Annotated in this window: 13 protein-coding genes; 2 read left to right on the top strand and 11 right to left on the bottom strand. The window is 70.2% G+C overall.

The window, feature by feature from the left end:
* Positions 1 to 33: 33 nt before the first annotated feature.
* Complete coding sequence (locus tag EDD27_RS51160) at positions 34 to 891, bottom strand: serine hydrolase (protein ID WP_127939927.1); 858 nt, start codon at positions 889 to 891, stop codon at positions 34 to 36.
* Complete coding sequence (locus EDD27_RS51165) at positions 888 to 1,805, bottom strand: LysR family transcriptional regulator (RefSeq protein WP_127939928.1); 918 nt, start codon at positions 1,803 to 1,805, stop codon at positions 888 to 890. The genes EDD27_RS51160 and EDD27_RS51165 overlap by 4 nt, the downstream gene beginning before the upstream one ends.
* A gap of 87 nt (positions 1,806 to 1,892) precedes the next feature.
* On the opposite strand from EDD27_RS51165, the gene EDD27_RS51170 reads away from it, so the two are divergent.
* Complete coding sequence (locus EDD27_RS51170; protein WP_127939929.1) at positions 1,893 to 3,479, top strand: penicillin-binding transpeptidase domain-containing protein; 1,587 nt, start codon at positions 1,893 to 1,895, stop codon at positions 3,477 to 3,479.
* A gap of 88 nt (positions 3,480 to 3,567) precedes the next feature.
* On the opposite strand, the gene EDD27_RS51175 is transcribed toward EDD27_RS51170, so the two are convergent.
* From EDD27_RS51175 to EDD27_RS51190, 4 genes are all read right to left on the bottom strand, one after another.
* Complete coding sequence (locus tag EDD27_RS51175) at positions 3,568 to 4,275, bottom strand: HAD family hydrolase (RefSeq protein WP_127939930.1); 708 nt, start codon at positions 4,273 to 4,275, stop codon at positions 3,568 to 3,570.
* Between the two features lie 93 nt (positions 4,276 to 4,368).
* Positions 4,369 to 4,995: an HAD family hydrolase gene (locus EDD27_RS51180; protein WP_127939931.1), complete on the bottom strand. Its 627-nt coding sequence runs from the start codon at positions 4,993 to 4,995 to the stop codon at positions 4,369 to 4,371.
* Between the two features lie 67 nt (positions 4,996 to 5,062).
* Positions 5,063 to 5,569, bottom strand: coding sequence for a DUF6912 family protein (locus EDD27_RS51185; RefSeq protein ID WP_127939932.1), 507 nt, complete (start codon positions 5,567 to 5,569; stop codon positions 5,063 to 5,065).
* 76 nt (positions 5,570 to 5,645) lie between these two features.
* A complete protein-coding gene (locus EDD27_RS51190; RefSeq protein WP_241564701.1) occupies positions 5,646 to 6,293 on the bottom strand; it encodes an HAD family hydrolase in 648 nt (215 codons plus the stop codon).
* A gap of 479 nt (positions 6,294 to 6,772) precedes the next feature.
* Between EDD27_RS51190 and EDD27_RS51195 the strand changes: the two genes are divergently transcribed.
* A complete protein-coding gene (locus EDD27_RS51195; RefSeq protein ID WP_164904154.1) occupies positions 6,773 to 7,435 on the top strand; it encodes a L,D-transpeptidase family protein in 663 nt (220 codons plus the stop codon).
* Here the strand turns inward: EDD27_RS51195 and EDD27_RS51200 are convergent.
* The 5 genes from EDD27_RS51200 to EDD27_RS51220 all read right to left on the bottom strand — a co-directional run bounded on the left by EDD27_RS51200 (position 7,423) and on the right by EDD27_RS51220 (position 13,662).
* The gene (locus EDD27_RS51200; RefSeq protein ID WP_127939935.1) at positions 7,423 to 8,880 is read right to left on the bottom strand and encodes an FAD-binding oxidoreductase; all 1,458 of its coding nucleotides are present in this window, start codon (positions 8,878 to 8,880) and stop codon (positions 7,423 to 7,425) included. The genes EDD27_RS51195 and EDD27_RS51200 overlap by 13 nt on opposite strands.
* Before the next feature lie 124 nt (positions 8,881 to 9,004).
* On the bottom strand, positions 9,005 to 10,636 hold the full coding sequence (locus EDD27_RS51205) for an NADH-quinone oxidoreductase subunit NuoF family protein (protein WP_338324736.1): 1,632 nt from the start codon (positions 10,634 to 10,636) through the stop codon (positions 9,005 to 9,007).
* Positions 10,637 to 10,664: 28 nt separating this feature from the next.
* Complete coding sequence (locus tag EDD27_RS51210; RefSeq protein WP_127939936.1) at positions 10,665 to 11,429, bottom strand: hypothetical protein; 765 nt, start codon at positions 11,427 to 11,429, stop codon at positions 10,665 to 10,667.
* Positions 11,430 to 11,581: 152 nt separating this feature from the next.
* Entirely contained in the window at positions 11,582 to 13,021 is a 1,440-nt protein-coding gene (locus EDD27_RS51215; RefSeq protein WP_241564702.1) for a DUF1996 domain-containing protein, read from the bottom strand.
* Positions 13,018 to 13,662, bottom strand: coding sequence for a DUF4142 domain-containing protein (locus tag EDD27_RS51220; RefSeq protein ID WP_127939937.1), 645 nt, complete (start codon positions 13,660 to 13,662; stop codon positions 13,018 to 13,020). Before EDD27_RS51220 ends, EDD27_RS51215 begins: the two co-directional genes overlap by 4 nt.
* Positions 13,663 to 13,759: the final 97 nt, after the last annotated feature.

Raw genomic sequence — 13,759 nt, forward strand, 5'->3', positions numbered from 1 at the left:
GGGAGGACCTACCTGTACCCCCCACACAACTGACTATCTCCGTAGGTGGTCAACCGCCATACGTGCGGCGGTGCCGATGACGGCGTCCGCGCGCGGCTGGTTGAGCGCGGTGCTGAAGGAACGGGTGAAGACCGCCACCGCGTAGCGCCGGCCGTCGGGATATTCGACGACGCCGGACTCGGTGCGCAGCGTCGGCAGCGTGCCGGTCTTGCCGCTGACCGCGACGTCGTCGTACGGGAAGCCGGAGGCCAGCCGGTGCGGCCACACCTGCATGTTGAGCACGGCACGCATCCAGGCGCAGGACGCGACCGAGGCCGCCTCGTCCCGCCAGATCAGCCCGAACAGCCGGGCCATCTCGCGCGGCGTGCTGCGGTTCGCCCGCGCCGGGTCGAGCGCGCTCAGCCGGGCCACCTCGTCGGGATCCACGTACGGCCAGCCGTGGCCGGTGTCCTTGCGCATGCTCTCGTTGATTTCCTTGGCGCTCTGCGACACCCGGGTCGACATCAGCCCGTGCCGCGCCAGCATGGCGTTGATCGCGTCGATACCGACCCGCCCGAGCAGCACGTCGGCCGAGCTGTTGTCGCTCACCGCGATCATCAGGTACGCCAGGTCGCGCAGCGAGATCGTCACGTCGTCGAGCATGGCCGAGATGCCCGTCGGCCCCGGCACCCGGTCGCCGGCCGTCACGGTCACCCGGCTCGTGGGGTCGAGCAGCCCGGCGTCGGCCTGCCTGCAGAACTCGACCAGCAGCGGCACCTTGAACATCGACGCCGTGGGCAACTGCTCGTCGGCCCCGTGCCCGACCTCCCGCCCGGAGTCGATGTCGGCGGCGTACAACCAGCCGGTGACACCCGCCATCCGGAACAACGTCTCGAAGTCCGGCCCGCTCATGCCAGCATCCCCGGCCTGCGGCTGATCCGCCGCGCGGGCACGGCGCCTTCGTCCGTCATCCCGGCGCTCTCCTTCAAGGTCCGTACGGCCACGGCCGAGAAATCGTCGATCGGGGCCGTGGCCACCCGCCAGGCCGTGGAGACCCGGTACGCGATCGGCGAGCCTAGCAGCGGCCGCCACGCAAGCCCCGGCACCTCGACCTTCGGCGCGAACGCCACCGCCGCCCCCGCCAGCACCAGCCCGAGCCCGGCGCCCTGGTGCACCTGAGGGGGGACATAGCCGTGGCGGCGGCACTCCGACAACGTCTCGGCGTACATGCCCGGCTCGCCGTCCTTGGGCGGCATCAGCAGCTCCCGCCCGGCCAGGTCGGCCAGGTGCACCTCACCCACGCCGGCCAGCGGGTCGCCGGCGGCCAGCAGCACACCCTGGACCTGGACGAGCGGCTCGCCGAAGCGCAGCCCCGGCGCGGTCACCGGATGCCGGACGAGCCCGACGTCGATCACGCCCTCGGCCAGCGCGGTCACCTGGTCGGCGGTCCAGATCTCGGTGGGCGCGAGACGTACCTCGGGATGCGTCTCGCGGAAGTCCGCGACCAGGGCGGCGATCACGGCTGCGGCCAGGTCGGGCGGTACGCCGACCTTGAGCACCGTGCCCTCGCCGTGCCTGGCCAGCTCGTGCAGACGATCCACCCTGGCCACGATCTCGCGGGCCTCCCCGAGCACCAGCCTGCCTGCCTCGGTGAGCCGGACCTGGCGGGCGGAGCGGTCGAACAGGCGGGTGCCGAGCTCTTCCTCCAAGCGCTTGATGCGCTGGCTGAGCGGCGGCTGGGCCATGCCGAGCCGGATCGCGGCGTTGCCGAAGTGCAGCTCTTCCGCCACCGCGATGAAGTAGCGAAGATGGCGGACCAAGTCCATGACCAGCCACTATATCCAGATTCATATCTGTGGAGCAGTCATATCAATATTGGACACCCGTGCCACGCCTCTGGTGTCCTCTGGGGCATGGCACCGCAAACGGGGACAATACGACGGCCGCGCTCGCGCAGGTGGCCGTGGATCACGGCGGGGCTCCTGGTCCCGCTCGTGGCGGCGGGAGGCGTGATCTGGGCCCTGCGTACGCAGGGCTCGCCGGAGGAGACGGCCGACCGGTATCTCGCCGCCTGGACCGCACAGGACTATGCGGGGATGCGGGCGCTCGTCGACGACCCGCCCGCCGACTTCGAGGCCCGCCACAAACGATTCCATGCCGATCTCAAGGTCACGGAGGCGACCTTCCGCCGGCACGTGCCGACGGGGGTCTTCGCGGCCACGGCCGAGGACACGGGCGGCGTCGTGACCTTCAAGGCGAGGCTGAGCGGGCGGCAGCTCGACTGGGACTACGGCGGGGAGCTCAGGTTCGTCGAACGCGACCGCATGTGGAAGGTCGCCTGGAGCCCTGCCGCCATGCACCCCTTGCTCAAGGCGGGCCGCTCGTTGCGGGTGGTCGAGGAGAAGGGCGACCCGCTGCGGGTCCTGGCTGCCGACGGCACCCCGGTCAACACCCCGGACGCGCCCGGCTCGGTGCAGCAGCTCGTCGAGGGCCTCAAAGAGACCTACCCCGACCGCTTCAAGGCCCCCGGCCGCTACAGAATCGACCTCTACGAGGGAAATGAGCTCATCAAGACCGTCGTCGAAGCAGGCGGGAACCGGCCGATCAAGACCACGCTCGACCTGGCCGTCCACCGGGCCGGGGCCGCGTCTCTGGAGGGCGTGCGCAAGCCGGCCTCGCTGGTGGCGCTGCGGGCCTCGACCGGGGAGATCCTGGCCGTGGTCAACAAGCCGGGCGGGTTCAACCGGGCGTTGCTCGGCAAATATCCGCCGGGGTCGACGTTCAAGGTCGTGACGGCCTCCGCGCTGGTCGCGGGCGGGGTCTCGCCGGGGGAGCAGGTCACGTGCCCGGCCGAGAAGAACATCGGCGGCTTCCCCTTCCACAACGCCGGTTTCAAGGACTACGGGGCGTTGACGTTCCAGGAGGCGTTCGCGCACTCGTGCAACACGACGTTCGGCGAGATGAGCGTGGCCTCGCTGGGCGGTGAGCGGCTGGCCGAGGTCGCCAGGAGCTTCGGCTTCGGGACGGCGATCACGCCGGGCGTGCCCGCCGTACGGGCCGAGTTCCCCGACCCCAAGGACGACACCGACCTGGCCTCCGCCTCGATCGGCCAGGGGCGGGTGCTGGCGAGCCCGCTCAACATGGCCTCCGTGGCCGCCGCCGTCGCCTCCGGCGCCTGGGTCCCGCCCCGGCTCGTCATCGACGAGCCGACCGGCCAGGACTCCCGGCCCCGGCCCCTGGAGCCCGCCGTGGTGTCCGCCCTGCGCAAGCTCATGCCCGCCGTCGTCACGGACGGCACCGCCCACGCCGTCCGCTTCCCGGCGGGCACGGCCGGCAAGACCGGCACCGCCGAGTACGGATCCGGCAAGGAACCGCCCGCGCACTCGTGGTTCATCGGCTACAAGGGGGACGTGGCCTTCGCGGTCATCGTCGAGGGCGCCGGCGCCGGCTCCGCGGTCGCCGCCCCGGTCGCGGCCCGCTTCCTCAACGCACTCCCTTGACCCACCTGCCACACCACTCCTCCGTGGTGCGATGGCGTACATGCCGCCTGGCCGGCGCTCGGATCCCTCGCCTGTCCGCCCGGTGGGGTCAGCTGGCTTTGCGGCCGGCTGGGGAGGTGAGGCCGGCGACCGCGGCCACCACCTCCGAGGCGTTGGACAGGTCGGGCAGGACAAGGTCGGCACCCGCCTCGCGGAGCTCGCTGGCCATGGACCGTCCCGACGCGACGCCGATCATCGCGGCGCCGCCGATCTTGGCGGCCTGAACGTCCCGCGTGGAGTCCCCGATCACCACGGTGTTGGCCGCCGTGAACGGGGTCCCCAGGCGTTGCTTGGCCCTTCCCTGGGCGACCTGCAGCAGTGTCGCCTTGGGATAGGGCTCCTCGCCGTACCCCCCGAGCTCGAAGTCGATGTACTTGTCGAGCCCGAACGCCTTGAGCTTGTGCACCGCGTTGCTCTTGATCGTCCCCGTGAGCACCGTCTGCGCCACGCCGTCCAGCCTGGACACCGACTTCAACGCGTCCCTGGCCCCCGGCATCATCCGCCCCTCCTTGGCCAGCCGCCCGCGCCGGTCGGCGAAGGCCGCGGCGAGCGCCGACAGGAACCGGGGCAGGTGATCGTCTTCAGCCAGGATCCCGTTGACGGCGAGTGTCTCGAAGACGATCTCCGAGTCCGGACGGCCCATCGGCGGAACGAGTTTGACCAGCGGCCGGCCGGTCACGGCGCGGAACGCTTCGGCGTAGGCGTCTCTGGACACGATGGCGACGTCGACCAGCGTCAGGTCGACGTTCCACAGCACAAGGCGATTAATGGCAGCCTCCTGAGGGGGACACTGCAAGAGTAGGGCCGGCGCCCCGCCAAAGTTCGCCACCTGGACGATTTCGGTCGCGGATTATGCGTAGTCCAGGGCGTCGGCCAGGGTGTCGACCACTGGCAGCCCCGTGCTCTCCAGGTCGGCCCGCGTCGTCATGCCGCCGGTGTAGAGCACGGCCTTGGCTCCCACGTGCTTGGCCGCGAGCCCGTCGTCCACGCTGTCGCCGATCACCAGGATCTCGCCGGGGTCCACACCGATGGCCTGGATGTGCGCCGTCATGTGCGCGGCCTTCTCGCCACCTGTGGTGCCGAGCAGGCCGTCGATCCTGGTGAAGTGCCCGCTGATGCCGAACGAGTCGACCTTGGGCACGAGGTGCGCGTGCGGCGCCATCGAGCAGAGCGACTGTGTGCCGGTCCAGCCGGTGAGCACGAGCTCGGCGTCGGCGGCCAGCGCGCAGGTGTCGCTCAGCCGGTAGTAGTGCTCGTGGAACCCGTCGTCCAGCAGCTCCCACTCGCCCTCGGCGAGCGGACGGCCCAGCAGGCGCTCATAGGCAAGCCAGATGGGCCGGGTGTAGACGGCCCGGAAGCCGTCGGCGGTCAGCACGGGCAGTGCGTACGGTTTGAAGACCTCGTTGGTGGCCCCGACCACGGCGTCGATGTCGTGGAAGAGCGTGCCGTTCCAATCCCAGATAATGTGCTTCGTCATCTCACCTTCAACTTATTGGACAGGTTTGACATTCCGGTGAACGCCGAGGAGCGCGCACGTACGGCCTTCATCGGAGCAGGTCTGGGATCTCCTGCGTCGCGTACCACATGAGCTCGTGGGCCTCCGCCCCGTCCACCGTGAACCGGGCGTCGTCGTCGCCCCCGTCGGCGGCGGGCAACGCGACGATCGCGGCCTCGATGTCGGACGTCGCGTCGAGGTCGTCGATGTGCACCGAAGCGACCTTGGCCAGGGGGACCGGCTCGGAGAGCCGTACCCGGGCGCGTTCCTCGAGATCGACGCCCGCGGAGACCGCGTGGTCCGGCACCTCGGCCGCGACCACCACCCGGCGGGGCGCGGCCGCGACGCCGTCGGCGCGGTCGGCGGTGAGCATCCGCAGCGAGGCGCGGGCCGCCTCGGTCAGTGCGACGTATTCGAGCTCCTCGGTGTCTCCCGAGGCGTACCACTCGGTCAGCGCGGGGGTCACCGCGTAGCCGGTCAGCGGGGCCGGGCCCAGCTCTCCCGCGTCGACGGCCTTGGCCAGTGCTGGGAGAGTGCACGGCAGATAGACGCGCATCACGAACCTTTCGTGCTTTGTGGCCGAGCTCCGCTCGGCGTGCTGAGACGGATGTCCGTGTCAGCCTTTGAGGTCACTATGATGCCCGCCGCAACGTGAGGCGTAGGAGAGACTCGAGTTCTGAGATGGTCGTGTCCGCGTCGCGGTGGTGGATCCCGGTCATGCCGAGCCCGCGGGCGGCCACGATGTTGGCCTCGATGTCGTCGATGAACACGCACTCCGCACCCGTCAGCCCGACCTGGCCGAGCGCGTAGTGGAAGATGCGCGGCTCGGGCTTGCGCATGCCGATCTCGCCGGAGATCACCACCGCGTCGAAGAGCCCGTCCCAGTCGTGCCGGGGGTACTCATTGGACCAGGAGTTGGACACCAGGCAGGTCTTGACGCCGTGCTCACGTACGTCGCGCAGCATGTCGTACATCGCCTCGACCCGCTCGAACCCCGCGAACATGCGCGCGAGCAGCCCTTCGGCCACCGGCGGAACCCCGTCCCGGGTCAGCAGGCGGGCGGCGAGATCGCGCTCGAAGGAGGCCCCGTCGAGCTCGCCCCGCTCCAGCGCGTGGATGGTGCTCTCCCCGTCGCCGTTGTAGGCGTGGTCGACCATCTCGCGCATCACGTGGCGGTAGTGCTCGCCGTCGATCCGGTCCGCTTCGATCCATTTGGCGATGGCGTCGGTGAGACTGGTCGTGAGCACCCCGCCCCAGTCGATCAGCACACCCGTGACCACGACCACCTCCTGGCTCGAATCTCGTTCTAGGGTAAGACCTCCGCGGCATCGACACGGAAGCGGCCAATCCCTTGTTCGTCGCCACGAACAATAGGCCGTCGGCGGCCATGGCCAGGTCGGCGACATGCGCCTCGACGTCGATCGTCCGGGGCGACGGCGGGCGCTCCGCGTAGCGGGCGCCGTGGACGACGAGGATGCCCGCCATGGTTCTCCTTGCTCTGATGTCCGGCACAGAGGGTGCAGATACGGGGTGCTCACCCGGCAAGCCGGACGGTCACCTCTGGTCGAGGCAGAAGAGGCCAGCAGAGCTTATAAAAGGGAAATGCCGTATTTAATGTGATTCGCTAGTGCGCCGGGCTTTTGCTTGACAAAACCTCTATTAGAGGTGGATGTTCGGCGATCCGGGTAGGCGTTGATATATGAGCACAAAGGTACGGGGAATTGCCGCTATGGTTCTTGCCTGCGGCCTGCCTTTCCTGATGAGCGCGCCCGCCGGAGCGGACACCGAGACGGAGACGGACACGGCCACGGCGGTCCTGAAGCCCGGCGACCGCGGCGCGAGCGTCACGCTGCTGCAGCAGCGGTTGCACGATCGCGGCTATTACCACGGCAAGATCAACGGCGTCTACGACGAGCAGACCATGTTCGCGATCTGGGCCTTGCAGAAGAGCAACAGGCTGAGGCCGAACGGCGCGGTCGGCCCGGAGGTCTGGAAAGCGCTGGAGGAGCCGGCCGGCGATCGCCCCATGGTGCCCAACGGGGGCGCGAACAGGGTCGAGATCGACCTGCGCGACCAGTTGCTCACCGTCTACCGGCACAACCGCCCGGTCCTGGTCTCGCACATCTCCTCGGGCTCCCAGGTGCCGTACTGCCTCAACGGGCACTGCGGGAACGCGATCACCCCGGTCGGGGACTTCCGCGTCACGCGGCGGGCGCCCGGCTGGACGACCGGGCCGCTGGGCCCGATGTACAACTCGCTCTACTTCGTCGGCGGCGTCGCCATTCACGGCGCGACGCGGGTGCCGGCGTGGCCCGCCTCGCACGGCTGCGTACGCCTGCCGCTGGCCGCATCCAAGCGCCTGTACGAGCTCGTCGGGGTCGGCGACCGCGTGTACGTGCGCGGCAAGATCTACAAGCCCTGAGGGAGCCGGAAGAGCCTGCCGGGGTCGTAGGTGGCCTTCACCTCGGCCAGCCGCGCCGCGTTCGGCCCGTAATATGCGGTACGCCAATTTTCCAGGTCAGGGTCGATGTAATTCACATAGGCATTAATCCCAAAATATTGGGACATGTCGGCATGGAGGGCGCGCAGCCACGACCGGTCCATTCCGTCCTGGTAATACTGAACGCTGAAAAGCGCCGCCCGATGCGGGAACGCCGTGGCCGTCGGATCCACCCGGCGGATCGCGCCTCCCATGGCGTCCATCAGCACCATGTGCCGCCCACCGCGAGCCACCCCGTTCACCAGCGCCCGGATCCCGTCCTCGGGCAGAGTCCGGTACGCCATGTGCGACTTGGCGGAGAACGTCGTCCGCGGGATCCGCCGGCACTCCGCCACGGGCATCGACGAGCAGCCACCCATGATCTTCATGGCCTCCAGATGGGAGACCGTCCGCGCCGAGCGTGACGAGGGCCGGCCGGCCCGCCCCACGAGCGGCGCCAGGAGCCGATCGAGCGAGGACTTCCGGCCGAGATACGTGCCGGCGAGCTCCACGCTCAGACCGCCTGCCGACCGCGCCAAGTGCAGCGACGACCACAACTCCTCAGGCGCCGACGGCGCCCACGACTGCCACGCCCGCACCACCGCCCGCGCCTTGGACCACGGCCATTGCAGGAAGAACACGGTCGCGTCGCCGGTCTCGAAGGTCCGGAACGTGAAGGACACGGCCACGCCGAAGTTGCCGCCGCCACCGCCTCGGCAGGCCCAGAACAGCCCGGGGTTGCGGGTGGCGTCGCAGGCCACCACGCGGCCGTCGGCCGTGACGACGCGTACCGACTCCAGAGCGTCACAGGTCAGGCCGTGCTTGCGGGACACGACCCCGAGCCCGCCACCCAGGGTGAGCCCGCCGATCCCCACCGTGGGGCAGGTGCCCGCGGGCACGCTGACGTCGTGCCGGGAGAGCCGGTCGTAGACGTCGATCAGCTTGGCGCCCGCGCCGATGGTGGCCCGGCCGTCCGAGTAGGGGTCGGGCTTCGCCGCCCCCTGCGATGGTCCGCTGAAACGCGGCCCATCGTAGGCGACGGAGCGCATCCTGGACAGGTCGATCACCAGCCCCTTGCCGGTGGACCAGCCCGCGTACGAGTGACCGCCCGAGCGAGCCGTGACGGGGACGCGATTGTCCCGGGCGAAAGCCAGGCACGCCGACACGTCGGCCGCGCTCTCGCAGTACGCGACCCCGCCCGGCCTGACCCGGTCGTAGGCCGGGTTGTACAGGCGGCGGGCGGTGGCGTACCCCGCGTCGCCGGGCAGCACGAGCGTCCCCGCCAGCCGCCCGCGCAACCGCGCCCAGTCGGGCGGCGGCGTGCCCGGCGCCACCAGCGGGGCCAGCGGCGCCAGCGCGGCGGCGCGCAGGACGTCTCGCCGGTCCACAGGTGTCTCCCGGCGTGACGAATCCCGGCGGTCCATGAGGCGCTCCCTCGACATCGACGTCAATCGACTGTGAGACGCCCGGATGGCCCACCGGGTTCGGCACGACGCTCGTGTCACCCAGAGTTCATCCGGCCGTCCCTCGGGCTCTCACGCTAGGAGCGGCGCCTACCCGCGTCAGCCGCGGCGCACTCGCCCCTGCCTTCATCATGCCGTCCTTGACCAGCCGCAACGGCGAGCCGTTCGGCTTCGGCGCCGGAGCGCCATGCCCGTCCCCGCTGCTCGACCCGAGCCGCAGGGCCAGCGCCGGGCACATCTCGACCGCCCGCCGCGCCTCCCTGAGCATGAACTGGGGGATCGTCCTGAACGACGGGAAGCCGTAGTCGTCCAGCTTCACGAACTCGGGCAGCAGGTGGGCGCACAGCCCGTGACCGACGCAGCGGGACCAGTCCACTTCCAGGCGGTACTCGGGCTCGGGCTCGCGTTCGGGCATCGGCATGACCCCGCGCACCGGCCGCCCGCACGTGCCCTGCTCCAGGTGGAGCGCGATCTCGGACTCGAACGAGTCCAGCGCCGACAACACGAACTTGGCCGTGCCGTCCGGATGGAAGCACGCGCCACGCCGCTCCACCACGCGCACGGCCCGCCGGATCGCGTCGACCGAGCCGTTGCCCTCGACGAGGTCGCACATGAGCCTGGCCACGTCCGGCAGGCCGAGCCGGCACGGGCCGCACTGGCCCGCCGACTCGGCGGCCAGATAGGAGGCGACCCTCGCGGCCTCGCCCAGCGAGCACGTGGAGTCGCCGAGCGGGACGATGATCCCGGCGCCCAGGGTGGCGCCGGCCGCCTTCATGCCCTCGCGCGAGATCACGGCCGTCTGGACGGCCTCGGCCGACAACCACGCCCCGTGGTAGCCGCCGATGAGCACACCGTCGCCGATGTCCGCCTCGCACAGGTCGAGCACGTCGGCCAGCATGGTGCCGGTCGGCGTCTCGATGACCGCCCCTTCCGCCGCGCCGCCGCTGACGGTGAGCAGGATCGTGCCGGGCTCCTTGCTGGTGCCGATTTCGGCGTACTTCTCCGGCCCGTACTCGGCGAGCAACGCGAGCTGCGCGTACGTCTCCGTGTTGGACAGCAGGGTCGGCAGGCCGTCCACGCCGCTGATCGCGGCCCGCCGCTTGCGGCCGGGCGGGATGCCCAGCTCGCCGTTCACGGCGTTGACGAGCGCGCCGCCCTCCCCGGAGATGAACCGCTCCTGGATGCCGACCACGCGGATCGGCACCCGGCTCTCGGCGCCGCCGGAGATGTTCGCGGCCCGGCGCTCGGCCACGGCGGCGTTGACGGACGCCTCGGCGACCTCGCCCCCGGCCGTGGCGAGGACCACCTCGCGGGCGCCCAGCGCCTCGGCGGCCAGCACCGCGCCGTCCAGGACGAGGTGGGGATTGCGGGTGAGCAGCATGGCGTCCTTGGAGCTGGCCGGCTCGCCTTCGGCCCCGTTGATGAGGACGACGCACTCGCCGCCCGAGCCCACGGCGTCGGCGACGGCCCGCAGCTTGCGCGCGAACGGGAACGCGGCGCCGCCCCGTCCCCGCATGTCGACTTCATTGGCGTACGAGATGAGCTCGTCCAGCGTGCGCGGCTCCGTGACGCCGTGGAGCGTGCGGTGGGCGGGCAGATCGAGGCGCCGACAGTGGTCGAGCCCGGCGGTCAGCCGGGCCGGACCCATACGTAACACCCGTGGCACTCGCGCCGGAATCACGGTCGCTCCTTAACGGTTGCGTTCGGGGTCATCCGGCCTCCCGGTATCTGCGTCGAGCCTCGGCGAGGCTCACCGGTGCGTTCGTTCTGGCGGACGCGGAGGCTGCCGCCGCGGCGGCGGCGTTCCGCGCCGCGACCTTCTCGGGCCGCTCGGCGGGCACGCCCACGGCGGCGGGTGTGGTCACCGCCGGCCCTTCGACCATCTCGGGTACGACCGGCGGCCGGCGCAGCGAGGCCAGCACCCGGACGATCAGCGCCCCGCCGACCGCCGCCAGGCTGGCCACGTACGACCAGGCCACCCATCCGGCCGGCGGGCGGCCGGCCGTCAGTCCGTGCATGATTCCGATGGGCCAGGCCACGTACGCGGACGAGTGCAGCACCCGCCACATCCACGGCCTGGCCCGTACGGCGAAGCGCCCCCTGAGCATTCCCGTGACCACAGCCACGATCATCAGATCGAAGGCCAGCGTCCCGAGCGCCACGTAGATCCCGGCCACCGGCACGACGGCGGCCCCCACCGGTACGTGTCCCAGACTGATCATGAGTGAGATGTGCGTGACCAGATAGGCCAGCCCGATGAGGGCGGTGGCCCGGTGCGCGAGCTGCGCCCTGACCCGGTTGGCCGGCGACAGGAAGACGCGTTCGGTGGTGATGATGCCGAGCGCGACCGTCGCGGTCAGCAGCACCAGGGCGAACACGCCCGCGTAGTACTCGAGGAAGCTCACCCCGCGGCCGAGCAACGCGATGCCGCGTTCCGTCCTGGTCAGCGCGAACGCCGACAGCAGGAGGGCCATGATGGACGCACTTGCTCCCAGCCGGACGCTTCGGGTGTCCAGCTTCGTGGGAGCGTGCCGGGGGTGTCGTCTGTGGAGCATCTGTTTCCCTCCAAGGTCGAGTAAGGGTGCGACTCGGAAGGCGGAATTGCCCTTCAGGGCGCGGTTTCAGATCAGCAACGGCGGCCCCGGTTGATGCAGTCGACGACGAAGCGCATCAGCCGATCGGGCATGACGTTGGCGAAGTCGGCGTGGTCGGTGACGGGGTTGTGCTTCTGCTCAGGGAAGGCGTCCAGTGCGAACGACTGACCCTGCGGTACGGAGTACGCAAGGGTCATGCGGAGCTGAGGAATCGCCCGGGTGCCCTGAGGACAAGCACCGTTCTCGCCGGGGAAGACCACGTGTGTGCGGTGGTTGGCGCTGTCGGTGTTCTGACCGTCCCAGCAGCTGGGGAAGTCCAGAATACGGAGGACGAGGCTGCCGCGCGGGCAAAGCGGGTATTTATCGGTCGCTATACGGTTTTGGAATCCCGTGCAGCTCCACGCGGCCCGCGCGTTGGCACCGCCGTTGGTCGCGGCCTTGGCGTCACCGGTGATCAGCCTGAGGAACCTCGGCATCGCGACGACCCTGGAGGTCGCGTTGCCGCGGAACTGCAGCTGCACCGCGCGTGCCGTCAGCACCTGGCCGACGTTGCCGTCGGGGTCGTTGGCGTTCTGGTCAGACCTGCGGTCTCTGAGCACGGGCCAGAAGTAGGTGGACTTGTCACCCAGCCGGCAGGTGGTGCCCGCCGCCGCCAGGCTCTCGTCGGTGGAGAACGCGTCCGTCGACAGGTTGCCCACGTAGTCGTGCAGGTGGTGCGCCCCATTGCTCACGCCGGGGGCGACGATGAAGTTGTCCGGGTTGTTGTGACGGTTCTCATTGCGGCCGCACCGGGAGACGAACGTGCCGCGCGAGCCGCCCCTGCCGATCCGCGCACCGAGCTGGCGCGGCGGGACCTGGCGGATGTCGATGAAGTCCTCGGGGAACGGGCCGAGGTCGGCGCACGCCTCCTCCTCGCCGTTCCCGCCCCCGGTGGGCGAGGGTGACGCGGTTCCGCTCGGCTGCTCCTCGGGGTTGTCGGACTGGGTCGGGGTCGGTGTGGCGGTCCTGGTCGGCCGGCCGCGGCGGGAGAACGTCGAGGCGTCCTGCTCCTCTTCGGGAGCCTGGGCCTGGTCGTCGCCCTCGGGGGCCTGCGTCTGGCCGTCGCCCTCGGGGGTGGGAGACGCGCCGGGGTCCAGGATCGCGGCGCCGCCGCCCTGGGGCGCCTGCTGATCGGCGTCCTGCTGCTGGTCGGTGCCTTGCTGGCCCTGGTCCTGCGGCTGACCTTGGTCCTGTTGCTGTCCTTGATCCGGCTGCTGCTGATCCGGCTGCTGCTCCTGATCCGGCTGCTGGTTCTGATCCGGCTGGTTCCGGTTCCGCTGCTGCGCCGAAGGGCTCGGGCTCGGGGTGGACTCTCCCGGGACGCAGTGGTCGGCGATCGCCGGGGTGACGCCGATCACGGCCGCGGACACCAGCCCGGTGGCCGCCATGGCCAGGACGGACACGGCCGCGGCCAGGCGTCTGGATCTTGTCATATGTGTCTCCTTGTTTCGACCGCCAGAGCGACGGGTGGAGCGGGTGAGGGCGTCGGGGCTTCCGGCAACTGGTTGTGGTCGACCAGGCCGGTGGACTCCAGGAGCGTCATGTGGCGCATGACGTAGTTGATGCCTTCCTGGGCGAACTTCCTGATCTCGGAGTTACGAGTCCCTGAGCGGACGCCCGCCACGACGGTGAAGACCTTGCCGTGCGCGGCACGCAGCAGGTTCGCGAAGTCCTTGTCGAAGGCGGGGCCGCTTTCCGCCGCCAGCTGCGCCATCCAGCGCTGCTGGTCGGCGTTCGGCTCGTCCGGCAGTGCCACGCCCAGCTTCTTCGCGACCTGGCGGGTCAGCAGATCCAGCTTCTGGTGATCTTCCATGATCAGCCTGCCGACTTCCTTGACGCGTTGGGACTCGGCGCGGGTCCGGGCGTAGTCGCCTACGGGCATCTCCCAGAGGCCCGCCTGCCGCACCTTGACCAGCAGGTCGCGGTCGGCGGCGGTGAGAGGGCCTGAGGGCGTCTCGGAGAACTGGGCGGCCGCCGGGTCGATCGACGGCGGCATGACCAGCACGATCGTCACCGCAGCGGCTAGAACGAAGCCGCCGAGCATGAAGAGCTCGCCACGCAAAAGCCTGTGCATGGTCGGAGGTACGCGAGCTTCCCGGGCCAGGTTCACCTATGGCCGGAGATAGTTAGAAATGACTGGAGTTATCGGAGTGGCTACCGAACCAATAACA

The organism is Nonomuraea polychroma (assembly GCF_004011505.1).
GTDB classification, from domain to species: Bacteria; Actinomycetota; Actinomycetes; order Streptosporangiales; family Streptosporangiaceae; genus Nonomuraea; species Nonomuraea polychroma.

Excerpts from the sequence above, each read along its gene's own strand:
- EDD27_RS51160 (WP_127939927.1), bottom strand. The coding sequence starts at position 891 with ATGAGCGGGCCGGACTTCGAGACGTTGTTCCGGATGGCGGGTGTCACC.
- EDD27_RS51165 (WP_127939928.1), bottom strand. The coding sequence starts at position 1,805 with ATGGACTTGGTCCGCCATCTTCGCTACTTCATCGCGGTGGCGGAAGAG.
- EDD27_RS51170 (WP_127939929.1), top strand. The coding sequence starts at position 1,893 with ATGGCACCGCAAACGGGGACAATACGACGGCCGCGCTCGCGCAGGTGG.
- EDD27_RS51180 (WP_127939931.1), bottom strand. The coding sequence starts at position 4,995 with ATGACGAAGCACATTATCTGGGATTGGAACGGCACGCTCTTCCACGAC.
- EDD27_RS51185 (WP_127939932.1), bottom strand. The coding sequence starts at position 5,569 with ATGCGCGTCTATCTGCCGTGCACTCTCCCAGCACTGGCCAAGGCCGTC.
- EDD27_RS51195 (WP_164904154.1), top strand. The coding sequence starts at position 6,773 with ATGAGCGCGCCCGCCGGAGCGGACACCGAGACGGAGACGGACACGGCC.
- EDD27_RS51210 (WP_127939936.1), bottom strand. The coding sequence starts at position 11,429 with ATGGCCCTCCTGCTGTCGGCGTTCGCGCTGACCAGGACGGAACGCGGC.
- EDD27_RS51215 (WP_241564702.1), bottom strand. The coding sequence starts at position 13,021 with ATGACAAGATCCAGACGCCTGGCCGCGGCCGTGTCCGTCCTGGCCATG.
- EDD27_RS51220 (WP_127939937.1), bottom strand. The coding sequence starts at position 13,662 with ATGCACAGGCTTTTGCGTGGCGAGCTCTTCATGCTCGGCGGCTTCGTT.